22 protein-coding genes are annotated in these 22445 nt (G+C 59.6%); 11 read left to right on the top strand and 11 right to left on the bottom strand.

Translation table 11 applies throughout. The features are described from left to right. The first annotated feature begins 249 nt into the window (after positions 1-249). From aas to MYY08_RS03950, 3 genes are all read left to right on the top strand, one after another. Entirely contained in the window at positions 250-2394 is a 2145-nt protein-coding gene (gene aas / locus MYY08_RS03960) for a bifunctional acyl-ACP--phospholipid O-acyltransferase/long-chain-fatty-acid--ACP ligase (protein ID WP_038624371.1), read from the top strand. Next, positions 2391-3590: a lysophospholipid transporter LplT gene (lplT, locus tag MYY08_RS03955; protein ID WP_038624373.1), complete on the top strand. Its 1200-nt coding sequence runs from the start codon at positions 2391-2393 to the stop codon at positions 3588-3590. Before aas ends, lplT begins: the two co-directional genes overlap by 4 nt. A gap of 104 nt (positions 3591-3694) precedes the next feature. Then, positions 3695-5077, top strand: coding sequence for a hypothetical protein (locus tag MYY08_RS03950; RefSeq protein WP_038624375.1), 1383 nt, complete (start codon positions 3695-3697; stop codon positions 5075-5077). 38 nt (positions 5078-5115) lie between these two features. On the opposite strand, the gene MYY08_RS03945 is transcribed toward MYY08_RS03950, so the two are convergent. The 4 genes from MYY08_RS03945 to mutH all read right to left on the bottom strand — a co-directional run bounded on the left by MYY08_RS03945 (position 5116) and on the right by mutH (position 8139). Next, a complete protein-coding gene (locus MYY08_RS03945; RefSeq protein ID WP_038624377.1) occupies positions 5116-6156 on the bottom strand; it encodes an NADP(H)-dependent aldo-keto reductase in 1041 nt (346 codons plus the stop codon). A gap of 169 nt (positions 6157-6325) precedes the next feature. Beyond that, complete coding sequence (locus tag MYY08_RS03940; RefSeq protein WP_038624379.1) at positions 6326-6541, bottom strand: YgdI/YgdR family lipoprotein; 216 nt, start codon at positions 6539-6541, stop codon at positions 6326-6328. A 137-nt stretch (positions 6542-6678) separates the two neighbouring features. After that, positions 6679-7389, bottom strand: a complete 711-nt coding sequence (locus MYY08_RS03935; protein ID WP_038624381.1) for a TerC family protein — start codon at positions 7387-7389, stop codon at positions 6679-6681. A 66-nt stretch (positions 7390-7455) separates the two neighbouring features. Further along, positions 7456-8139 (bottom strand): DNA mismatch repair endonuclease MutH, encoded by a 684-nt coding sequence (mutH, locus tag MYY08_RS03930; RefSeq protein WP_038624382.1) that lies wholly within the window; start codon positions 8137-8139, stop codon positions 7456-7458. Positions 8140-8824: 685 nt separating this feature from the next. Between mutH and rppH the strand changes: the two genes are divergently transcribed. The 4 genes from rppH (at position 8825) to thyA (ending at position 13441) form a co-directional block, all read left to right on the top strand. Beyond that, positions 8825-9352: an RNA pyrophosphohydrolase gene (gene rppH / locus MYY08_RS03925; protein WP_104951579.1), complete on the top strand. Its 528-nt coding sequence runs from the start codon at positions 8825-8827 to the stop codon at positions 9350-9352. 12 nt (positions 9353-9364) lie between these two features. Further along, positions 9365-11611 carry a phosphoenolpyruvate--protein phosphotransferase gene (ptsP, locus tag MYY08_RS03920; RefSeq protein ID WP_038629892.1) on the top strand — a complete coding sequence of 749 codons (2247 nt, stop codon included), beginning with the start codon at positions 9365-9367 and terminating at the stop codon, positions 11609-11611. Positions 11612-11774: 163 nt separating this feature from the next. Then, positions 11775-12650 (top strand): prolipoprotein diacylglyceryl transferase, encoded by an 876-nt coding sequence (gene lgt, locus MYY08_RS03915; protein ID WP_038624385.1) that lies wholly within the window; start codon positions 11775-11777, stop codon positions 12648-12650. After that, on the top strand, positions 12647-13441 hold the full coding sequence (gene thyA / locus MYY08_RS03910; protein ID WP_038624386.1) for a thymidylate synthase: 795 nt from the start codon (positions 12647-12649) through the stop codon (positions 13439-13441). The genes lgt and thyA overlap by 4 nt, the downstream gene beginning before the upstream one ends. Here the strand turns inward: thyA and MYY08_RS03905 are convergent. Genes MYY08_RS03905 through MYY08_RS03875 form a run of 7 tightly spaced genes read right to left on the bottom strand, consistent with a single transcriptional unit; the run spans position 13419 to position 20372 of the window. Then, positions 13419-14381, bottom strand: a complete 963-nt coding sequence (locus MYY08_RS03905) for an oligopeptide/dipeptide ABC transporter ATP-binding protein (protein ID WP_084970505.1) — start codon at positions 14379-14381, stop codon at positions 13419-13421. The genes thyA and MYY08_RS03905 overlap by 23 nt on opposite strands. Further along, positions 14374-15360: an ABC transporter ATP-binding protein gene (locus MYY08_RS03900; RefSeq protein ID WP_288013310.1), complete on the bottom strand. Its 987-nt coding sequence runs from the start codon at positions 15358-15360 to the stop codon at positions 14374-14376. Before MYY08_RS03900 ends, MYY08_RS03905 begins: the two co-directional genes overlap by 8 nt. Beyond that, entirely contained in the window at positions 15360-16253 is an 894-nt protein-coding gene (ddpC, locus tag MYY08_RS03895) for a D,D-dipeptide ABC transporter permease (protein WP_038624391.1), read from the bottom strand. Before ddpC ends, MYY08_RS03900 begins: the two co-directional genes overlap by 1 nt. Then, positions 16250-17272 (bottom strand): ABC transporter permease, encoded by a 1023-nt coding sequence (locus MYY08_RS03890; protein WP_038624393.1) that lies wholly within the window; start codon positions 17270-17272, stop codon positions 16250-16252. Before MYY08_RS03890 ends, ddpC begins: the two co-directional genes overlap by 4 nt. 60 nt (positions 17273-17332) lie before the next feature. Continuing rightward, positions 17333-18892 carry an ABC transporter substrate-binding protein gene (locus MYY08_RS03885; RefSeq protein ID WP_084971550.1) on the bottom strand — a complete coding sequence of 520 codons (1560 nt, stop codon included), beginning with the start codon at positions 18890-18892 and terminating at the stop codon, positions 17333-17335. Between the two features lie 13 nt (positions 18893-18905). Beyond that, entirely contained in the window at positions 18906-19493 is a 588-nt protein-coding gene (gene ddpX, locus MYY08_RS03880) for a D-alanyl-D-alanine dipeptidase (RefSeq protein WP_038624397.1), read from the bottom strand. A 15-nt stretch (positions 19494-19508) separates the two neighbouring features. Continuing rightward, positions 19509-20372, bottom strand: coding sequence for a MurR/RpiR family transcriptional regulator (locus tag MYY08_RS03875; protein ID WP_084971548.1), 864 nt, complete (start codon positions 20370-20372; stop codon positions 19509-19511). A gap of 338 nt (positions 20373-20710) precedes the next feature. On the opposite strand from MYY08_RS03875, the gene MYY08_RS03870 reads away from it, so the two are divergent. From MYY08_RS03870 to MYY08_RS03855, 4 genes are read left to right on the top strand one after another with little or no spacing between them, the layout of a single operon-like run. Then, on the top strand, positions 20711-21175 hold the full coding sequence (locus MYY08_RS03870; protein ID WP_038624399.1) for a prepilin-type N-terminal cleavage/methylation domain-containing protein: 465 nt from the start codon (positions 20711-20713) through the stop codon (positions 21173-21175). After that, positions 21166-21711, top strand: a complete 546-nt coding sequence (locus MYY08_RS03865) for a prepilin peptidase-dependent protein (protein WP_190296172.1) — start codon at positions 21166-21168, stop codon at positions 21709-21711. The genes MYY08_RS03870 and MYY08_RS03865 overlap by 10 nt, the downstream gene beginning before the upstream one ends. Next, entirely contained in the window at positions 21696-22133 is a 438-nt protein-coding gene (locus MYY08_RS03860) for a DUF2509 family protein (protein ID WP_038624401.1), read from the top strand. Before MYY08_RS03865 ends, MYY08_RS03860 begins: the two co-directional genes overlap by 16 nt. Then, on the top strand, positions 22123-22422 hold the full coding sequence (locus tag MYY08_RS03855) for a type IV pilus modification PilV family protein (RefSeq protein ID WP_190296171.1): 300 nt from the start codon (positions 22123-22125) through the stop codon (positions 22420-22422). Before MYY08_RS03860 ends, MYY08_RS03855 begins: the two co-directional genes overlap by 11 nt. Positions 22423-22445: the final 23 nt, after the last annotated feature.

Raw genomic sequence — 22445 nt, 5'->3', positions numbered from 1 at the left:
TGGCGACAGATAACAAAAAAGAGTCTTCATATAAGAGGTTTCGTTAAGCGTTTATTTGATTAAATCAGGCCGAATAAAAGAGCGAATATATTAATTGTATTGTAATTGTTTTATAAAATACTTTTAGAGAAATAGCGCCTTCGTAGCGGACCAACGCCATGTCATATAAAATTTTCGTCCGTTGGCGTTGAGTTCAGCAGATCTTTGCTGCATGGTGATAACCAGATTTTTGGCTGCTAAGGAGCTGGCATGCTTTTTAACCTGTTTCGTTTTCTGTTTCGTTTACTGTGGCGCGTGCAGCTGCGCGGCGATCTCTCCGGTCTGCATAAGGAGAAAGTGCTGATCGCGCCTAATCACGCCTCTTTCCTGGACGGCATGCTGCTGGCGCTGTTCCTGCCGGTCAAACCGGTTTTCGCCGTTTACTCTGACATCAGCGATAAATGGTTTATGCGCCTGATTAAGCCGCTGGTGGATTTTGTGCCGCTCGATCCCACCCGGCCTATGTCGATCAAATATCTGGTGCGCACGCTTAACGAAGGCCGGCCGGTGGTGATCTTCCCTGAAGGGCGCATCACCGTTACCGGCTCCCTGATGAAGATCTACAGCGGCGCTGGCTTTGTGGCGGCGAAATCGCAGGCGACGGTGGTGCCGATGCGTATCGAAGGCGCGGAGTTTACCCCTTTCGGTCGTCTCGGCGGCGTCTTTAAGCGCCGCCTGTTTCCGCGCATCACCCTGACGCTGCTGCCGCCTACGCGGATTCCGATGCCGGACGCGCCGCGCGCCCGCGATCGCCGTATATTGGCCGGCGAGCATCTGCATCATATTATGATGGAGGCGCGCATGGCGGTGCGCCCGCGTGAGACGCTGTTTGAAGCGTTCCTGAACGCCCGCACGCGCTACGGCTGGTTCAAGCCCTGTATTGAAGACATTAATTTCGCACCCGATAGCTACACCGGCCTGCTGAAAAAATCGCTGGGCGTCGGACGCATCCTGGAGCGCTATACCCAGCCCGGCGAATATATCGGTCTGCTGCTGCCCAACACCACCGTGACCGCCGCCGCCATCTTCGGCGCCACGCTGCGCGCGCGTATTCCGGCGATGCTTAACTACACCGCTGGCGTCAACGGTCTCGCCAGCGCGGTGGCCGCCGCGCAGATCAAAACCATTTTCACCTCGCGTCAGTTCCTGGAGAAAGGCAATCTGTGGCATCTGCCGCAGGGTACGCCGCAGGTGCAGTGGATCTACCTGGAAGATTTAAAAGATACCGTTACCGGCAAAGATAAGCTCTGGATACTCGCGCATCTGCTGGCGCCGCGTCATGCGATGCTGCCGCAGAAAGCGGAGGATGCGGCGATGGTGCTGTTTACTTCCGGCTCCGAGGGCAATCCCAAAGGGGTGGTTCACTCCCATAAAAGCCTGCTGGCCAACGTCGAACAGATCCGCACCGTGGCCGATTTCACCCCGCGCGATCGTTTCATGGCCTCGCTGCCGCTGTTTCATGCTTTCGGCCTGACCGTTGGGCTGTTCACGCCGTTGATGACCGGCGCGCAGGTTTTTCTCTATCCCAGCCCGCTGCATTATCGCATCGTGCCGGAGCTGGTCTATGACCGTAACTGCACGGTGCTTTTCGGCACTTCGACCTTCCTCGGCAACTATGCCCGCTTCGCCAACCCTTATGACTTCGCGCGCCTGCGCTATGTCGTGGCTGGCGCGGAGAAGCTCCAGGAAGGCGTACGCCAGATTTATCAGGATCGCTTCGGCATCCGCATCCTGGAAGGCTACGGCGTGACCGAATGCGCGCCGGTGGTGGCGATTAACGTGCCGATGGCGGCGAAACCGCATACAGTTGGCCGCCTGCTTCCGGGCATGGATTCGCGTCTGATGTCGGTGCCGGGCATCGAGCAGGGCGGTCGGCTGCAACTGCGCGGACCGAATATCATGAAAGGCTATCTGCGCGTTGAGCGTCCCGGCGAGCTGGAGCCGCCGATGGCGGACAACGGCGAAGGCGTGATGGAGCCGGGCTGGTATGATACCGGCGATATCGTCAGCTTCGATGAGGGCGGCTTCTGCCAGATTCAGGGCAGGGCGAAACGCTTCGCTAAAATCGCCGGCGAGATGGTCTCGCTGGAGGTGGTGGAGCAGATCGCGCTGAAGGCCTCGCCGGAGAAACAGCACGCCGCCACCCTCAGGCCGGACGGCAATCGCGGCGAAGCGCTGGTGCTGTTCACTACCGACGGCGAGCTGCAACGCGATCGTCTGCAACAGGCGGCGCGCGAGCTGGGCGCGGCGGAGCTGGCGGTGCCGCGTGATATTCGCTTCCTGAAACAGCTGCCGCTGCTTGGCAGCGGCAAGCCCGACTTCGTCACTCTGAAAAAAATGGTGGAAGAAGAATGAAGCTCCCCGGTAACGACTCCTCGTTAATGTCACGCGGCATGCTGGCGGTTATCGTCGCCCAGTTCTTCTCCGCCTTCGGCGATAACGCATTGCTGTTCGCTACGCTGGCGGTGCTGAAAAATCAGCTCTGGCCCGACTGGAGTCAGCCGGTATTGCAGATGGTCTTTGTCGCCACCTATATCCTGCTGGCGCCTTTTGTCGGGCAGATGGCTGACAGCTTTGCCAAAGGCCGCGTCATGATGCTGGCGAACGGGCTGAAGCTGCTGGGCGCGCTGGCGATCTGCATCGGCCTGAATCCCTTTATCGGCTATGCGCTGGTGGGCGTCGGCGCGGCGGCCTATTCACCGGCGAAGTATGGCATTCTCGGTGAGATCACCCGCGGCGAACAGCTGGTGAAAGCGAACGGCCTGATGGAAGCCTCGACCATCGCGGCGATCCTGCTGGGATCGGTGGCGGGCGGCGTGCTGGCGGACTGGAGCCTGCTGGCGGCGTTGGGCATCTGCGTGCTGACCTATGCGCTGGCGGTGGTGGCAAACCTGTCGATACCGAAGCTGGCGGCGGCGCGGCCAGAACAGAGTTGGCATCCACTGGCGATGGCGCGCAGTTTCTTTCAGGCGACACGGCAGCTATGGCGCAATGGCGAAACCCGTTTTTCGCTGGTGGGTACCAGCCTGTTCTGGGGCGCCGGCGTGACGCTGCGTTTTCTGCTGGTGCTGTGGGTGCCGGTGGCGCTGGGCATTACCGACAATAAAACGCCAACGCTGCTGAATGCGATGGTCGCTATCGGGATCGTTATCGGCGCGGCGGCGGCGGCAAAGCTGGTGACGCTGAAAACCGTCGGACGCTGCATGCCCGCCGGAGTGTTGATCGGCGTTGCGGTGGTTCTCTTCGCATTACAGCATACCCAGGCGAACGCTTATGCGCTGCTGATCCTTATCGGCGCGCTGGGAGGCTTCTTTGTTGTGCCGCTGAATGCGCTGTTGCAGGAGCGCGGCAAGCAGACGGTCGGCGCTGGCAACGCTATCGCAGTGCAGAACCTCGGTGAGAACAGCGCGATGCTACTGATGCTGGGCCTCTATTCGCTGGCGATTAGGCTGGGTGCGCCGCCGGTGGCGACGGGCGTCGGCTTCGGCGTGCTGTTTGCGCTGGCGATCGCTGTACTGTGGGGCTGGCAGCTGGCGCAAAAGCGCCATTAACAGTAAAAGCGGCGGGAAACGTAGCTTTTATTTAATCAGGAAAGCAGGAACGTGTAATGAATGGCAGCAATGCAGTTCAGTATCCTGTCCCACGGGACTGGCAAATGTTTGAACGGCTTTGTCTGGCGTTACTGAGTGATATTTACGCCACTAAATTTCAGCGCTGGGGACGCAGCGGGCAACGCCAGGATGGTATCGATATTTATGGCAAAACGCTGGAAGGGGCGATCGCAGCTCAGTGCAAAGGTCGCCAGCAGGGTGTAGGGAAAGGACTACGAAAAAGCGATATCGATAACGTCTGTAAGGAAATCGATAACGGCCACGTCAGGGTTGATAAAATCCTCGTGTTAACGACTCTGCCCGATGACGTAGCGCTGCATCAATATGCATCACAGCTTTCATTGAAACGGCAAGCGGCGGGGCAACCGTCAATCAGCATATGGGGATGGGATACTATCTCCGACTATATAGGCAACAGCCCGCGCGTGCAGCGCAGCTTCTATGGCTCCTGGTTTCATAAAAGCACTCTGCGGCAGCGTGTCGTGGCGGCAGGTGTTGTTATCGTAATGGTTGGTCTGGTCATTTTCGCTGTCCAGGCAGGCTGGCAGCGTTACGGGCAGGCAAGACTGAATAGTATCCAGCAGCAGACGTCTGTTTTGCAGTCGCTACAGCAGTTCAATAGGCAGACCGGCGCGCTACAGCAAGCCTGGCATGATTGCGAGCGGCTGCTGGCGCCGCAAATTTTACTTTTCAGCTGGGATTTGCAACGGCATTGCATCGCGCCCGTTAAGCAGCATTTGGATAAATCTGATGCCCTGCTGGAAAACAGCAGCGTAGCGCTGCCTGCGGAAATATGGACTGAGTTAAATAAACAGCTACAGCTGATGCATGAAGATTATCGCCAGCTGCTTATTGCCAGTGAAGCAACGACCAACGCAGAAAAAGATATTATCAATAGCTGGCAACAACAGTGCCTGATAAAGCATCCCGATAACGCCTTTTATGTCGAGAAACAGAAAAGCGCGCGCGACGCTTTTACCTGGGCTGTCGATCAGCAAAGCCGGCTCTATTTTCTAATGCGTGATTTTATGCTGCCGGGAATGGCGTCAATGAAAGCCAGAGTTCAGAGCCTGGCACGGCAACAAATGGATCGTGCCGCGCCTGCCGCCATGATTGAAGAGGCCAACCAGCTGCCGCTGTTGCTGCAACAGCGCAATGATTACCACTTTCAACCGCAGCCCTCGCCTTTTACGCTGGCGGTGACGAAGATCTGGAGTGCGCGCACGATTAAAATTTCCGGTGAAGACACGCCCGATATAGTAGAGGATTTACGCTGGAGACAGCTCTATGCGAGAGCGCTGGTAATGAGCCTGGCGGGGAAAAAACGCGAAATCGAGAATCTGATTCAATGCGGTCTGTTAAAGCCTGAAGCGCGCAAGTGGATTGATAAACCGCAGTTTCCCGCCGAGGAGCAAGCAGCGGATTAAACGGGCGCAGCGGTTAGCGCTGCGCCCTGGCGTTGTTTTTACGGCGCCGGATAGGTATAGCGGCGGTGAATCGCTTCCAGCTGCTCCAGCACTTCGCTGCTGAGCGTCAGCTGATAACTGTCGATATTGCTTTGCAGCTGCTCAAGGGTGGTGGCGCCCAGCAGCGTGCTGGCGACGAAAGGCTGCTGACGCACAAAAGCCAGCGCCATCTGCGCCGGGTCGAGGCCATGCCTGCGCGCCAGATCGACATATTCCGCAATCGCCAGCTGCGACTGCTCGCCGCTGTAGCGCGTAAAGCGGCTGAACAGCGTATTGCGCGCGCCAGCCGGACGGGCGCCGTTGAGGTATTTGCCGCTCAGCGTGCCGAAAGCGAGGCTGGAATAGGCGAGCAGCTCTACGCCCTCATGCTGGCTGATCTCCGCCAGTCCGACTTCAAAGCTGCGGTTCAGCAGGCTGTAGGGATTCTGGATAGAGACGATGCGCGGCAGCTCATGCTTTTCCGCCAGCTGCAAATAGCGCATCACGCCCCACGGCGTTTCATTCGATACGCCCACATAGCGGATCTTGCCGGCGCGCACCTGCTCGGCCAGCGCTTCCAGCGTTTCCAACAGCGTCACCGGCACGCTGCTGTCGGTGTACTGATAGCCCAGCTTGCCGAAACAGTTAGTCTGGCGCTGCGGCCAGTGCACCTGATACAGGTCGATATAGTCGGTGTTGAGGCGTTTCAGGCTTGCTTCCAGCGCCACGCGAATATTCTTGCGATCCAGCACCTGCCCAGGGCGGATGCCAGCATCGTTGCCGCGCGACGGGCCAGCGACTTTGCTCGCCAGCACAATTTTGTCGCGGTTGCCGCGCGCTTTCAGCCAGCTGCCGATATATTGCTCGGTTAAGCCCTGCGTTTCCGGGCGTGGCGGGACGGGGTACATTTCCGCAGTGTCGATCAGGTTGATGCCGCAACTAACGGCCAAATCCAGCTGTGCATGGGCGTCGGCTTCGCTGTTTTGTTCACCAAACGTCATGGTTCCCAGGCCCAGCTGGCTGACTTCCAGCGTACTATGGGGGATACGGTGATAGTGCATTTGCCGGCTTCCTTTTATCATTATGGAAAGAATCTTGGCGGCGCCCGTACAACAAAAAGCGTGGCGCACTGCTGCGACTATAGCGGTCGCTGACGAGAGGGGAAAGAGAAGAGTGATGTTTACGGTTGCGATAAGCGCCGAAGAAAAAAGCGTCGGCGCTTACGGATGATTAACGCTCAATAATAGAGGAAACTTCATCGCCGTTAATCTGCAATTCATTGCCAGCCTGATCGGTATATTTTACCAGCCCGGTATCTTTATCAATTTCCGGTTTACCGTCAGTCAAAATCATATGACCATCTTTGGTCGCCATCACATAATTACTGCTGCAACCGCTTAACAGCAACATTATTGACACGGCAGCCGCGCCCATTATCCGCTTCATTGCCAGTTTTCTCCTGCCTGTTCAACACAACTAAACAGTGTAGTAATAAAACATCGGCTGCCCAGGATTAATCGCATAATTCCGAAAAGTGAAAAAGCGAAAATATCCGGCCGTAGCCGGACAGGAGAATGACAGGTTTACTGCGGGGCTTTTTTGCTGCGCATCAAATTCAGGCACTCTACGGCCATTGAGAAGAACATGGCGAAGTAGATATAGCCTTTCGGCACATGAATATTGAAGCTTTCCAGAATCAGCGTGAAGCCGACCAGAATCAGGAAAGCGAGCGCCAGCATTTTGACGGAAGGATGACGATCGACGAACTCGCCGATGCTTTTCGCAGCGAACATCATCACGCCCACGGCGATAATGACCGCCGCCATCATAATAAACAGGTGATCGGAGAGGCCCACGGCCGTGATAACGGAATCGAGGCTGAAGATAATATCCAGCACCATGATTTGCGCGATGGCGCCGACAAAGGAGTGAACATTGGTTTTATGCTCCTCGCTGCCGCCTTCGATGCTTTCATGGATCTCCATGCTCGACTTCCACAGCAGGAACAGCCCGCCGCCCAGCAGAATCAAATCGCGCGCGGAGAAAGGATGATCCATCAGGGTAAACAGCGGATTGGTCAGCTTCACTACCCAGGCGATAGAGGCAAGCAGGCCGAGGCGCATAAGCATCGCGCCCATCAGGCCGATACGACGCGCGCTGTTCTGCTGATTTTTCGGGAGTTTGGCGACAACCAGAGAAAGAAAAATAATATTGTCGATGCCCAGCACGATTTCCAGAATGGTGAGCGTGCCGAGAGCCAGCCAGGCATTGGGATCTGCAATCCAGTCGAACATTGTAACATCGCATCCTAAACGAAAGATAAACGATGATTATACGCATCGTCTTTCGTCTGGGAAATGTTAAAGCAAAAAATGGCGCGCCAGCAGCGGGGCGGTAAAGCTTTTCTTCAGATAAAAGCCGCGCGGCAGCGTCATGATTGGTTCGCCATGTTCACCGATACCTTCGGTCAGCGCTTTGCTGTTGGCCGCTTTCGGACGTATCTGCAACACTTCGCCGTGGCGGGCGGTGATGCGCTCTACCTGACCGAGCACCATCATATCCATCAATTCTTCCCAGTCGCGCCGCAGCAGATCTTCCTCTTCCGGCGAGGGGCTCCAGAGCAGCGGCGCGCCGACGCGCCGCGTCGCCAGCGGCAGCGCGCGATCTCCCTCAACCGGAATCCACAACACGCGCGCCAGCTTATGGCGTACATGACTGTTCTCCCAGGTGACCCCGCTGTTGCCGGTGAGCGGCGCGACGCAGACGAAGGTGGTCTCCAGCGGACGGCCCTGCGCGTCAACAGGAATGGTTTTCAACTCTACGCCAAGATGGGCGAAATCGCGTTCCGGCTTGCTGCCGGCGCTGGCGCCTAAATGTATCTCCAGCAGCATGCCGACCCACCCTTTATCGCGGCGCAAATCGGCGGGCGTTGGAATGCCCGCCTGCTGGGCCAGCTCGCTCAGCGTATAGCCAGCCAGCGCCTGCGCGCGCGTCAGCAGTTCCGCTTCATTTTCGGGTGGCGCTGATAAAAACCGTGTCGTCATAAAAAGCCTGTTAGTTGATCAAAAAATAACCATCTCTGTTTTGCCTGTCGGCGGCGGTCTCACAGAAGAAAAAGCGGGGGAATAATAGCATGATTACCCTTGGGTTTTTATCTGGACGATCCTGCGACGCGGCAAAGGGCCGTACTGTTTTACCCACATTGTCACCGACAATGAACAGGATCTTACCCGTAGTTATCCACAGAAAACTGGGATAACTCAGTTTTTTCGCACATACTGGTTCCATTTACAGCCTTGACGGAGGCTCTTTTTGCTGGGTGAGGCCATTTTGTGCGTAACTTTATGGCATATTCTGTGGATAAAAACATCGGTGTTTGATCTTTCGCCAGTAAAGGATCTTTTTATCTTTTGAAGCCGGGTCGGGAATCGATCACGGCCTGGGTTTGATATTTAATTTATTGATATTAAATCTATTTTATAGAAGATCTTACGGCGGGCAATGACGGTTTTTTGCAGCTTTTCCCGGCCGTTTACCATGTTCTGCACAAAGCTATCCACAGAAAAAGTGAATAAAATGGGCTGTTTTAGCCGGTCTCTGTTTATAACTATGATGAAATCTGTGAGTTATCCCAATGTTATGCGTTATGCACAGCCGCAAGCAGTGGTTTACCGCCTGTAAGGAGTATGAAACAATCAGACTATCTGAATTTCAGTTTGAGGTAGTCCCGTGATCGACGATGATGGCTACCGCCCAAATGTTGGTATTGTAATCTGTAACAGGCAGGGGCAGGTATTATGGGCCCGGCGTTTCGGACAGCATTCCTGGCAGTTCCCGCAGGGGGGCATCAATCCAGGAGAAACTGCGGAACAGGCTATGTACCGTGAACTCTTTGAAGAAGTCGGTTTGCACCGTAAAGATGTCCGCCTGCTTGCTTCTACCCGAAACTGGTTACGTTATAAGTTGCCAAAACGTTTGGTGCGTTGGGACACGAAGCCGGTATGTATCGGCCAGAAACAGAAGTGGTTTCTTCTGCAGTTGATGTGCAATGACGCCGATATCAACATGCAAACCAGCAGCACGCCGGAATTTGACGGCTGGCGCTGGGTCAGCTTTTGGTATCCTGTTCGTCAGGTGGTCTCGTTTAAGCGCGATGTTTACCGCCGCGTAATGAAAGAGTTTGCCAGCGTCGTCATGCCGCTGCAGGAGAGTGCAACGCAGCGCAATTCGCCTGCTTATCGACGAAAAAGAGGTTAAGCCACGCTGATGATGCTGACTCAGTTGCGTGAGATTGTAGAGAAAGTGGCGGCCGCGCCGCGTCTGGATGAGGCGTTGGAGATCCTGGTGAACGAAATCTGTTTCGCCATGGAAACCGAAGTCTGCTCTATTTATCTCGCCGATCACGATCGTCGTTGCTATTACCTCATGGCGACGCGCGGGCTGAAAAAGCCGCGCGGCAAGATCGTCACGCTGGCATTCGATCAGGGCATCGTCGGGCTGGTAGGGCGACTGGCGGAACCGATCAACCTCGCCGACGCGCAGAGTCATCCCAGCTTCAAATTCATTCCTTCGGTTAAAGAGGAACGTTTCCGCTCCTTCCTCGGCGTGCCGATCATTACGCGCCGCCAGCTGCTTGGCGTGCTGGTAGTGCAGCAGCGCGAACATCGTCAGTTTGACGAAAGCGAAGAATCTTTTCTGGTGACGCTCGCCACGCAGATGGCCACGCTGATCACTCAGTCCCAGCTCAGCCAGCTGTTCGGCCACTTCCGTCAGAAGCGCGTGCGCGCGCTGGCGGCGGCGCCTGGGGTCGCGGTCGCGCCCGGCTGGGTCGACAATACTCAGCCTTCTCTGGAGCATGTGTTCGCCGCCTCGACGCTGGATGTCGCGCGCGAGCGCGAGCGGCTATCGCTGGCGATGGGCGAGGCGAGCAATGAATTCCGCCGCTTCAGCAAGCGCTTCAGCGCCAGCGTGCAGAAAGAGAGCGCCGCCATTTTCGATCTTTACTCCCACCTGCTTAGCGACGCGCGCCTGAAACAGGATCTCTTTGCCGAGATCGAGGGCGGATCGGTCGCTGAATGGGCGGTGAAAAAGGTTATTGAGAAGTTCGCTGCGCAGTTCGCCAGCCTGCAGGACAGCTACCTGCGCGAGCGCGCGGGCGATTTGCGCGTGCTGGGTCAGCGCCTGCTGTTCCACCTTGATGATACGTTACAGGGCACCAATGCCTGGCCGGAGCGCTTTGTGCTGGTGGCGGACGAGCTGACGGCCACCACGCTGGCGGAGCTGCCGCAGGAGCGTCTGGCGGGCGTGGTGGTGCGCGACGGTGCCGCCAACTCGCATGCCGCGATCCTGGTGCGCGCGATGGGCATCCCGACGGTGATGGGCGCCGATATTCTGCCGGAAATGCTCGATAAGCGGTTGCTGATCGTCGACGGCTACCGCGGCGAACTGCTGATCGATCCTGAACCGGTGCTGATCCATGAGTATCAGCGGCTGGTCAGTGAGGAGAACGCGCTAAGCCGGCTGGCGGAAGATGACGTCGAACAGCCTGCCGAGCTGAAAAGCGGCGAACGTATTCAGGTGATGCTGAACGCGGGCCTCAGCGCCGAACATGAGCAGGCGATGGACAACTGGGTGGACGGCATCGGCCTCTACCGCACCGAAATCCCTTTTATGCTGCAAAACGGCTTCCCGTCGGAAGAGGAGCAGGTGGCTCAGTATCAGGGAATGCTACAGCTGTTTCTGAATAAGCCGGTGACGCTGCGCACGCTCGATATCGGCGCCGACAAGCAGCTGCCCTATATGCCGATCAGCGAGGAGAACCCCTGTCTGGGTTGGCGCGGCATCCGCCTGACGCTCGACCAGCCGGAGATTTTTCTCGTGCAGGTGCGCGCCATGCTGCGCGCCAACGCCGCCAGCGGCAACCTCAGCATTCTGCTGCCGATGATCACCAGCATCGACGAGATCGACGAGGCGCGACGCCTGATCGATCGCGCCGGGCAGGAAGTGGAGGAGATGCTCGGCTACGACATCCCCCGACCGCGCATCGGCATTATGATCGAGGTGCCTTCCATGCTGTTTATGATCCCGCACCTGGCGTCGCGCGTTGATTTCGTCTCGGTCGGCACCAACGATCTGACGCAGTATCTGCTGGCGGTGGATCGCAACAACACGCGCGTGGCGAATCTCTACGATTCGCTGCATCCGGCGATGCTTCACGCGCTGAAATCGATCGCCGAATCGGCGCGCCAGGCGCAGATTGACCTCTGTCTGTGCGGCGAGATGGCAGGCGATCCGATGTGCGTGGTGCTGCTGGTCGGACTCGGCTATCACCATCTGAGCATGAACGGCAAAAACGTGCCGCGCGTGAAGTATCTGCTGCGCCATATCGAGCGTGAAGAGGCGCAGGCGCTAAGCGAACGCAGCCTGCAGGCGCAAACCGCCACCGAAGTGCGTCATCAGGTCGCCGCCTTTATGGAAAGGCGCGGTCTGGGCGGGCTAATCCGCGGCGGTCGCTGAGGCGATTTATCCGCGTTTACATTTCCATAAACCTGCCGGAAAACGGCTATGCTATCATGCCCGGCCGGTTTTTCCTGGCTGAGAGGCGCTGCGCTTTTCGCGGCGCGCATGGAGTGAACTATCCATCGTCCAGCCCATGGACGGATGACAATAATGGTGAAAGATGAATAGCTACCTGGCTTTCCCCCAATTCGATCCGGTGATCTTCTCCATCGGCCCCCTCTCCCTGCACTGGTACGGCCTGATGTATCTGGTCGGGTTCGTGTTTGCGATGTGGCTGGCGGTACGACGTGCCAACAAGCCCGGCAGCGGCTGGAAAAAAGAGGAAGTGGAAAACCTGCTCTATGCGGGCTTCCTTGGCGTGTTCCTTGGCGGACGCATCGGCTATGTGCTGTTTTACAACCTGCCGCTGTTTCTTGATAACCCGCTCTATCTGTTTAAAGTCTGGGATGGCGGCATGTCGTTCCACGGCGGCCTGATTGGCGTGATCGTCGTGATGCTGTGGTTCGCGCACCGCACCAAACGCAACTTCTTCCAGGTCTCCGACTTTATCGCGCCGCTGATCCCGTTCGGGCTGGGCGCCGGTCGACTGGGCAACTTTATCAATGGTGAACTCTGGGGCCGCGTGGCGCCGGACCTCTCCTGGGCGATGCTGTTTCCCGGCTCGCGCAGCGAAGATGTGGCGCTGGTAGCGACCCATCCTGAATGGCAGTCGCTGCTGGCGACGTACGGCGTGCTGCCGCGTCACCCTTCGCAGCTCTATGAGCTGGCGCTGGAAGGCGTGGTGCTGTTCACCATCCTTAACCTGTTTATCCGCAAGCCGCGCCCAATGGGCAGCGTTTCCGGTCTGTTCTTAATCGGCTACGGCGCGTTCCGCATTATCGTGGAGTTCTTCCGTCAGCCCGATGCCCAGCTGGGCCTGTTCGGAGGTATCAGCATGGGACAAATTCTGTCGGTGCCGATGATTCTGGCCGGCGTGATTATGATGATTTGGGCGTACCGTCGTCGTCCGCAGCTACAAACAGGTGAACAAAAATGAAGCAGTATCTGGCGTTAATGGAAAAAGTGCTGAATGAGGGCACGCCGAAAAACGATCGCACCGGCACCGGCACGCTGTCGATTTTCGGCCACCAGATGCGTTTCAATTTGCAGGAAGGTTTTCCGCTGGTCACTACCAAGCGCTGTCATCTGCGCTCAATTATTCATGAACTGCTCTGGTTCCTGAATGGCGATACCAATATCGCGTACCTCAAAGAAAACAACGTCTCGATTTGGGACGAGTGGGCCGACGAAAATGGCGATCTGGGGCCGGTCTACGGTAAGCAGTGGCGCAGCTGGGGCGCGGCGGATGGCCGTCAGATCGACCAGCTGGCGAAGGTGTTGGATCAGCTGAAAAACGATCCTGATTCGCGCCGCATTATCGTCTCTGCCTGGAACGTCGGCGAGCTGGACCAGATGGCGCTGGCGCCGTGCCACGCCTTCTTCCAGTTCTACGTCGCGGACGGCAAGCTCTCCTGCCAGCTCTATCAGCGCTCCTGCGATGTGTTCCTCGGCCTGCCGTTCAACATCGCCAGCTACGCGCTGCTGGTGCATATGATGGCGCAGCAGTGCGATCTGGAGCCGGGCGATTTCGTCTGGACCGGCGGCGACACGCATCTCTACAGCAACCATCTGGAGCAGGCGCGCCTGCAGCTGACCCGCGAGCCGCGTCCGCAGCCGAAGCTGGTAATCAAACGCAAGCCCGCCTCGCTGTTTGACTACCGCTTCGAGGATTTTGAGATCGAAGGCTACGATCCGCACCCGGCCATCAAGGCGCCGGTGGCGATATAACCCCGGCACGCCAGCAGCGCACCCCTGCGCCGCTGGCGTCCATCCTTAACGGCTGCGGCTGCTGACAGCCCTGTACCGCCAGCGGACAGCGGTCGTGAAAAAAGCAGCCCTGCGGCAGCTTTCGATTCCCCGGCAGGTCGCCTTTGCGGTCCGCCAGCTCTCCCTCCAGCGAACGATCCACGCGCGGCACCGAGTCGAGCAGCAGACGCGTATAAGGATGACGCGGCTGCGTCAGCACCTGTTCCGTCGCGCCCAGCTCCACAATCTGCCCCAGATACATCACCGCTACCCGATCGCTCATATGGCGCACCACCGACACGTTATGCGAAATCAATACGTAGGTGAGCTGTCGCTCGCGCTGGAGCCGCACCAGCAGGTTGAGGATCTGCGCCTGCACTGAAATATCAAGCGCCGAGGTCGGTTCATCCAGCACGATGATATCGGGCTGCGCCGAGAGCGCGCGAGCGATGGCTATGCGCTGTCGCTGACCGCCGGAAAAGGCGTGCGGCTGGCGGTCGAGATATTCGGGGCGAATGCCGGTCAGCAGCGCCAGATCGCGCGCCAGCATACGACGCTGCGCCTCGCTGCTGCGCTGCTGGATAAACACCGGCTCGGTGATAATGCGCCACACCGGCAGGCGCGGATCGAGCGAAGAGAGCGGGTCCTGAAACACCATCTGCATGCCGCTGCCCAGCCAGGATCCGGGCGTGCGGGCGCGATGGCAGACGCCGCTGGCGGGAGCGATCATTCCCATCAGCAGCTGCGCCAGCGTGCTTTTGCCGCAGCCCGATTCACCGACGATGCCCAACGTTTCGCCGCGGGCGATTTGTAAGTCCAGACCGTTCAGCGCATGCACGCGCTCGGTGACCTTACCGCGCCAGTTGGTGCGCGCCGGGAAATTAACGTGAACGTTTTCCAGTTCCAGCAGGATGTCAGACATGGCGTTGCTCCAGTTGCGGATGCCAGCAGGCGGCCAGCTGTTCGCCGGCGCCGCACGGGCTGAGTGAAGGCGTGTGCAGACAGCGGGCGTCGGCGGCGAAGCAGCGCTCGCGGAAGGCGCAGCCGACCGGCGGCTGCGTCAGGTTGGGCACTGTGCCAGGGATGGCGGGCAGCTCGGCACGCGGCGCGCTCGCTTCCGGCGCGCAGCGCAGCAGGCCCAGCGAATAGGGATGCGCCGGTCGGTCGATCAGCTGCCGGGTCGGGCCGCTTTCGATCACCGCGCCGGCGTACATCACATACAGGCGATCGCACAGCTGCGACACCACCGCCATATCGTGACTGATAAACAGCACGGCGGTGTTGCTGGCACGCGCTTTCTGCTTCAGCAGACGCAGCACCTGACGCTGCACCGTCACATCCAGCGCGGTGGTCGGCTCGTCGGCGATAATCAGTTCCGGCTCGCAGGAGAAAGCCAGCGCGATCATCACCCGCTGACGCATGCCGCCGGAGAGTTCGAACGGGTAGCGCTTCATCACCTGCGGCGCATCGGCGATCTGCATCTCTGTCAGCAGGGCGATCGCTTTTTGCTGCGCCTCACGCGCCGAAAGCCGCTGATGCTGGCGGATAACCTCAGTCATCAGCTGCCCGATGCGGCGCGTCGGGTTCAGCGCGGTCATCGGCTCCTGAAAAATCATCGCCACCTTCGCGCCGCACAGCTGCCGCATCTGCTTCTCGCTGGCGCGCAGTATATCCTCGCCCAGTAGCCGCACGCCGCCGCCGAGAATACGGTAGCTGTCGGCGGGCAGCAGGCGCATTGCCAGCATGGCGGTCACCGATTTGCCGGAGCCCGATTCACCCACCACGCCGACGATTTCGCCGCGGTTGACGCTCAGCGAGACGCGATTAAGAGCATGCACCTCGCCCTGAAAAATCGGGAAGCTGAGGCGTAAATCGTCAATAGCCAACAGGGGTTCGCTCATCAGTGACGTCCTCCGCTTTTCGGATCGAGCAGGTCACGCAGACCGTCGCCAAACAGGTTAAAGCCAACGGCGGTGATCAGAATGGCGGCGCCGGGAAAGGCGCAGTACCACCACTGATCCAGCACATAGTTGCGGCCATTGGCGACCATCGCGCCCCATTCCGCTGTGGGCTGCTGCGCGCCGAGGCCGATAAAGCCCAGCGTCGCCGCCATCAGGATCGCGGTGCCGATATCAAGGGAGGCCTGCACCACCAGCGGCGGCATGGCGTTGCGCAGCACATGCCAGACGATCAGATGCCAGCGCGTGGCGCCGAAGGTGCGCGCCGCCTGCACATAGGCGAACTGGCGTACCACCAGCGTCTGACCGCGCGCCAGCCGCACGTAGAACGGGATGCGCACGATGGCGATCGCCAGCATGGCGTTAAACAGGCTGGGGCCGAGCGCCGCCGCCAGCGCCATCGTCAGCACCAGCGACGGGATCGACAGCATAATATCCATCACCCGCATAATCACCGCGTCCGCCCAGCCGCCCAGCACGCCGGAAAAGCAGCCGAGCAGCGAGCCGATGCCGCCCGCGACAATCACTACCGCCAGCCCGGCGGCCATCGACTGCTGGCTGCCGATCAGTACTCGGCTGAAAAGATCGCGTCCCACTTCGTCGGTGCCGAACCAGTGCGCCGACGAAGGCGGCTGCAAGCGCGCCGCCAGATCGACAGCGTTGGGATCGAGCGGCGTCAGCCAGGGCGAAAACAGCATCAGCAGCAGCATCAGCGCCATAATCGCGCCGCCGATCAGCGTCAGCGGACTCTGCTTCAGCAGCCAGAACGCCTTGCCGCCGCGACGGCGTACGGACATTTTTATTGGGTTAAGATCGGTTTGTTCACTGACGGTCATACGGCGCCTCCCCGACCGATGCGCGGATCGATCCACAGATAGAGCAAATCCACAACGAGGTTCACTAACACGTAGGCGAACGACACCACCACGGCGAAGCCCATCACCGCCGGGAAGTCGAGCGCCTGAATCGACGCCACCACCCAGGCGCCCATGCCGGGCCAGGAGAAAACGGTCTCCGTCAGCACCGCGCCATACAGCAGGTCGCCCAGCGCCAGCCCCAGCACGGTGATCGACGGGATCAGCGCGTTGGGCAGGGCGTGGCCGAGAATAATGCGCCAGGCGGGCAGGCCGCTGGCGCGCGCGGTGCGAATATAATCTTCGCTTAGCTGCTCCAGCATCGCCGAACGGATCTGACGCGCCACGATGCCGAGATGCACAAAGGCCAGCGTCAGCGCGGGCAGGATCAGATGTTCCAGGCTGTTGAAAAAGACCTCGCCGTCTCCTGCCAGCAGCGCGTCGATCAGGTAGAGCCCTGTGACGTGCGTCGGCGGATCGAGCCAGTCGTCCAGCCGTCCGCCGCCGGGCAGCAGGTTAAGATGGCCGTAAAACAGCACGATCGCTCCCAGCCCCAGCCAGAAGGCGGGCGTCGAGATGCCGGTAATCGCCAGCAGGCGCACCAGGTGATCGAGCCAGCGATTGCGCCAGACCGCCGACAGCACGCCGAGCGGCACGCCCGCCAGCAGCGCCAGCAGCAGGGCGCACAGCGCCAGCTCCAGCGTCGCCGGAAAGAAGACGGCGATATCCGCCAGCACCGGCCTGCCGGTGCGGATCGAGGTGCCGAGATCGCCCTGCAACAGATCGCCGACATAATGAATAAACTGCTGCCACAGCGGCAGATCCAGCCCCAGCTGCTGACGAATATGCCGCACCATCTCATCGCTGGCGCGGTCGCCAGCCAGCAGGCGCGCCGGATCGCCAGGGATGAGGTGGGAAATAATAAAGGTGATGACGCATACGCCCGCCATTACCAGCAACAGCCCCCAGCAGCGCTGCCGCAGTATGCTCCACACAGTCATAGCCTGAGCCTCGGTATCAGGCGCCGCCTGGGCGACGCCGGTCAGGAAAGAGAGCCGCCGTTACTTGCTCATGCTGGCGACGTTAAACACCTGTTCCAGCATTGGGTTGTAGACGAACCCCTGCACCGCCTTATTCATTGCCACCTGATAGTTCTTCTGGAACAGGTAGACGTAGGCCGCTTCATCAATCACGATTTTCTGCGCCGCCTGGTAGTCGCGGGTGCGCGCCGCCTGGTCGGTGGTAGAGATCGCCTGCTTCAGCAGGGCGTCTACCTGCGGATTGGCGTAGAAAGCGCGGTTGCCCGGCAGCCCTTTCTTATCGGACTGGAACCAGTAGTTCATATACATATAGGGATCGGCGAAGTCGGGACTCCAGTTGCCGATGGCGATGTCATAATCGCCTTTGCCGATGCGGTCACGCATTGTGGCGTTCGCCAGCTTCTCCAGCTTGACGCTGATGCCGAGCGCGTTCAGGCTCGCCTGGGTAGAGAGGGCGATCGGCTCCCAGTTGGGATCGCTGTCGGAATAGAGGAAGGTAAGGGTTTTCGGCTTATCCGCCACCTTCTCCCAGGCGGCCTTCGCCTGTGTCGGATCGTTACTGTACTGCATCGCCTGCGGATCGAAGCCCCACATTCCGTCCGGTATCGGCCCGCGCATCTGTTTGCCGTTCCCCGCCAGGATACCCTTCACCAGCCCCTGATAGTCGGTGGACCAGGAGATGGCGCGGCGCAGATCGACCTGATTCAACGGCGGCTTTGCGTTATTCAGATAGAGATAGGTCACGCGCAGCGAAGGGTATTCCGCCACGGTCACTTTCCCTTCCTGCTTTAGCGCGCCGAGCTGATCAACCGGTAACGATTCGGCGATGTCGATATCGCCGCGCGTCAGTTGCAGACGGCGCGTGGCGCTTTCGCCGATGATTTTTATCGCCACGCGCTTAAAGGCGGGGCGTTTGCCGCTGTAGTGCGGGTTGGGCACCAGCACCAGCTGCTGGCCTTTTTGCCAGCGTTGCAGCATAAAAGGGCCGGAACCGGCGGTATGCTCCGCCAGCCAGCCGCGCGCGTCGTCGGCCGCGTGCTGTTTCAGCACCGCTGGATTGATAATCGCGGCGCCGTCGTTGGCCAGCGTATTCAGAAACGGCGCGAAGGGGGTGCCGAGGGTAAAACGCACGGTCTGTTCGTCAGGCGCCTCGACCTTCAGGTCTTTCGGAAACGCTTCCGATGGCCCCTGGGCGATTTTCAGCAGGCGCTCGAAAGAGGCCTTGACCGCTGCGGCGGTAACCGGCGCGCCGTCGGAGAATTTCGCCGCCGGATTCAGCTTAAAGGTCCAGACCTTTTGATCGTCGGAGGCCTGCCAGCTCGTCGCCAGATCGCCTTCCACCTCGGTCGATCCTTTGCCGCCCGCGGTTTTATACTGCACCAGCCGTTGATAAGCGGGATAGACCACCGTCCAGTCGTTGTTATCGATGGTGACCGCCGGATCGAGCGTTTGCGGATCGGCGGCTTTGCCGATCGTCAGCATATCTTTTGGCACCGCCGCCAGCGCAGAGAGCGACGCGGCGCTCAGCGCCAACGCCAGCAGCGTCGGGCGCAGCAGGCAGGATGCGGGAGAAGTTTTCATGGCAGGCTCCTGGTTAAAGTGAATGTGTTGTTGTTATAGAAGGCAGAGCGGCACAGCTAAAACGATCGGTTAACAGGGGATAGCGCACCGAGTCGGGCAGTTCAAAATGCCACCACTCGCTGTTGATGCCGACGAAGCCGCCGGCCTGCATAATGGCGTTCAGCAGCAGGCGATTGCGCTGCGCCGCAGGCGGCACCTCCGGGTTCCAGAGGTGCGATCGCGGATGCATCTCATCAAACCCTGCGCCCATATCAAGGATGTGGCCCGCCTCATCGCGCAGCGTAACGTCGATCGCCGTGCCGCGGCTGTGGTTGGAGCCGAGCGACACCGCTACTACATACTGCGGATCGGGGCAGGCGAGCCAGAGATGCTGCTGCGCCAGCTGAGGGCGATAAGCGTCGTATACCACCAGCGTTAGCCCGGCCAGGCGCGCCACCATCACGCTGCGCGCCAGCGCTTTCGCCGCGTCGGGATGCAGCAGGCAGCGCGCCTCCTGATAGATGGCGTAGCCGGTGATATTATCGGGCGTGGCGTACTTCAGATCGATCTCCAGCTGTGGAAACAGGTCCGCCAGGTCGACCAGCTCAGCTTCTTGCGTCATGTACTTTTCCCTCGGTTAACGTTCAAATTGACCAAACTCCTGCTGAAGCTGGCGATTAACGGCCAACCTTGCTGCCAGTCGTTCGCCAAGCTGCTCCACCACCGCCGAAAGCAGCAGGTTAAACAGGCAGCTCAGCGGCGCCAGAGAATCCCAGAAGTGGCCGGTATCGGTCTTCACCTGCAGTAAATCGAGCGGATAGTCGCGCGCCCACGGGCACCAGACATCGGTCACCAGCGCCAGCGGGATCTGCCGCTCGCAGGCGACGCGGCAAAACTGCCGGGCGATAGTGGAGTAGGCGCGAGTATCGGTCACCACTACATAGGGCGACTGAAATTCTGAATTAAGCGTTTCCACCCAGGTGCCGGAAAGCCCGTCTACATAGCTGACGTGCGGGCGGAGGTACTCCAGATGGCTGAAAAAGGCGTTGGCGATGCCGCGTGTCGACTGAATCCCCAATACAAATACCGCGTCGGCGTTCGCCAACCGCTGACTGATGCGTTGAAACACCTCGCTCTGCGCCAGGCGATAAACCTGCGTGATGGCGTCCAGCTCCAGTTCCAGCGACTGCGCGTAGCGATCCGGCAAATGCTTCTGCTGCTGCCAGGAGTCGAGGCGGTCGATAACGCCCCAGGGCTTATAGTCGATCTGCGGCGTATCGCGCAGGCTCTGCCTGAGATCATCAAGATTGCGGTAGCCCAGCCGTCGCAGATAGCGGCCTACGGTAATGCCGCTGGTGCCGGTGGCGCGCGCGATGCTGTCGGCGGTTTCAAACGGAATCTGTCCCGTATGGGTCAGCAGCCATCCGGCGATGCGTTTGCCGCTGGGCGTCTGCTGGCCGAAGGTGCTTTCGATACGGGCGATCAGCGTGGGCTTCACCATTCTGGCAACCTTATGTTAGTTCGCTGTCATCAGCGAGCGGCCTGTTAGTTATTTAACAAAGCAGAAGTCATGCCAGGTTTACGCGAAGCGGGAAGCGGCGCGCAGCACGTTTAACAGCGGCATTGCGGCGATTATGTCTTAACAAAAGCTCAACAAATCTGCAGCATCGCCCATTTCTGGTGCAGTCGGGACTCTCCTCTCCTGGATGCCGCCGCTGCTGCGAGGCGGGTCACATTGCGTTTGGCTGCGTATGAAACGGCGTCCAAAAGCCTGGAAGCCAATGCGCAGAGAACAGGCGGAACGCTGGCGATGAGCAAGCGACGCGGCACAATAGCCGCATGAAAAAAACTTCCGCATACGGCTTTACGCTGCTGGAGCTGCTGCTGGTATTAATGGTGGTCAGCCTGCTGAGCATGGCTTCGCTGAACGGCTGGCAGCAGTGGCAGCAACGCCAGCGCATGCGCGATACCGCGCAGCAGCTGCAACAGTTTCTCTCTGGCGCACGCGCCTGGGCCAACTGGCATAACAGCGAACAGCCGCTGTGGCTGCTGGCGGGGGAGCGCTGGTGCCTCGGCAGCGGGCCGAAGCCCGTCTCAGGCTGTCAGGCTAACCGACGCTTACAGCTGCTGGCGCCGCATCCGCAGGTCGCTATTCTCGCCATTGAGGGCAGTCCCGGCTTTTACGGCAGGCGCAACGTGGCGCGCGCAGGCCATATCGCCTTCGGTGATGAAACGCTGCGCTGGCATATGATTATTTCCGCGCGCGGCCGCATCCGTCTCTGCGAGGCGAGCATATGTCCGTAAAAAACGCTGGCTTCACCCTGATGGAGATGCTGGTGGCGATGGCGCTGAGCGGCATTTTAATGCTGGGCGCGCTGCGTTTGCTGCCGCATCTGCAACGACAAAATTTGCATCTGCAAAGCCAGGTGCGGTTACAGGCGGATTTGCAGCTTATGCTCAACACGCTGGAGAAGGCGATCCGCCGCGCCGGTTACTGCCGCGGCGATTGCGAAGGCGCGCCGCTAACGCTGCGACAGGGTTGTCTGCTGGCGCGCTGGGATGAAAACGGCAATGGCCGCTGGGAAGGGCCGAATCAGGAGGAAAGCGAATGGTACGGATACCGGCTGCGCGATCGACGGCTGGAGATGCAGCGCGGCGCAGAGAGCTGCGAGGGCGGCGGCTGGGAAAGCCTTTCCGATCCGGCAAGCGTGACTATCAATGGACTGGCGTTTGCCCGCCGCGGCGCGCAGGTGGCGCTGACGCTCAGCGGCGCGTCGGCGCGCTTTCCCGCGGTGTCGGTGACGCTGCGCAGCGTCGTCAATACATGGAATCAGCGCTGAAGCAGCGCGGCGGGGTGGCGATCGCCATGGTGCTGCTGGTTTTGCTGCTTGGCTCGGCGCTGCTGAATGCGACGCGGCAGCAGCTCGGCGCGGCGCTGTCGCAGGTGGTCGATGAGCGTCAATACCTGATCGATTACCATCAGGCGCTCTCGGCGCTCGCCTGGGGGCAGCGTCTGATCTGGCCGCTGCGACAGGGATGGCGCTGTCAGCAGCAGACGCAGTTCGGCTGGCGCGCCTGCCTGCTGTCGCTGGATAACGGCGAGGCGCTGCTGCGCGGCTCCGCGCTGGCGGATGCCGACGCGCTGGCGCTGTGGCAGTGGCTGCGGCTGGAGGAGGGCAAGCGCTGGCGACCGCAGGCGCACGGCTGGCTCGACTTCTGCCCGCTTTCCCGTCCTGAGGCCTGTACGCCCGATGCGCGCTGATCGCGGCTTCAGCGTAATAGAGACGCTGCTGGCGCTGCTGTTGTTCGCCATTGGTTTAACCGCGCTGCTGCACTATCAGCAGGCGCTGACGCAGGGCTTTTATCGTCAGTGGCAGCAGCGGGAGGCGTGGCGCATTGCGGCGCTGCGCCTGCAGGGAGAAGAGAGCGAAGGCTGGACCGCCACGCTGCAAACGCTGCCGGGGCCGGAGGGGTGTCAGCTGTGGCAGACAAGCGTTGCGCGGCCCGCGCTGCCGCTGATAACGCTGAGTCAACTGCGCTGCGATGAGTGATTTTCGCGCTTTTTTCGCATCGC

Source organism: Mixta sp. (genome assembly GCF_024610815.1).
In the GTDB taxonomy this organism is placed as follows: domain Bacteria; phylum Pseudomonadota; class Gammaproteobacteria; order Enterobacterales; family Enterobacteriaceae; genus Mixta; species Mixta calida.
Note: the sequence above shows the minus strand (reverse complement) of the source record. Positions and strands in the feature narration are given on the sequence as shown.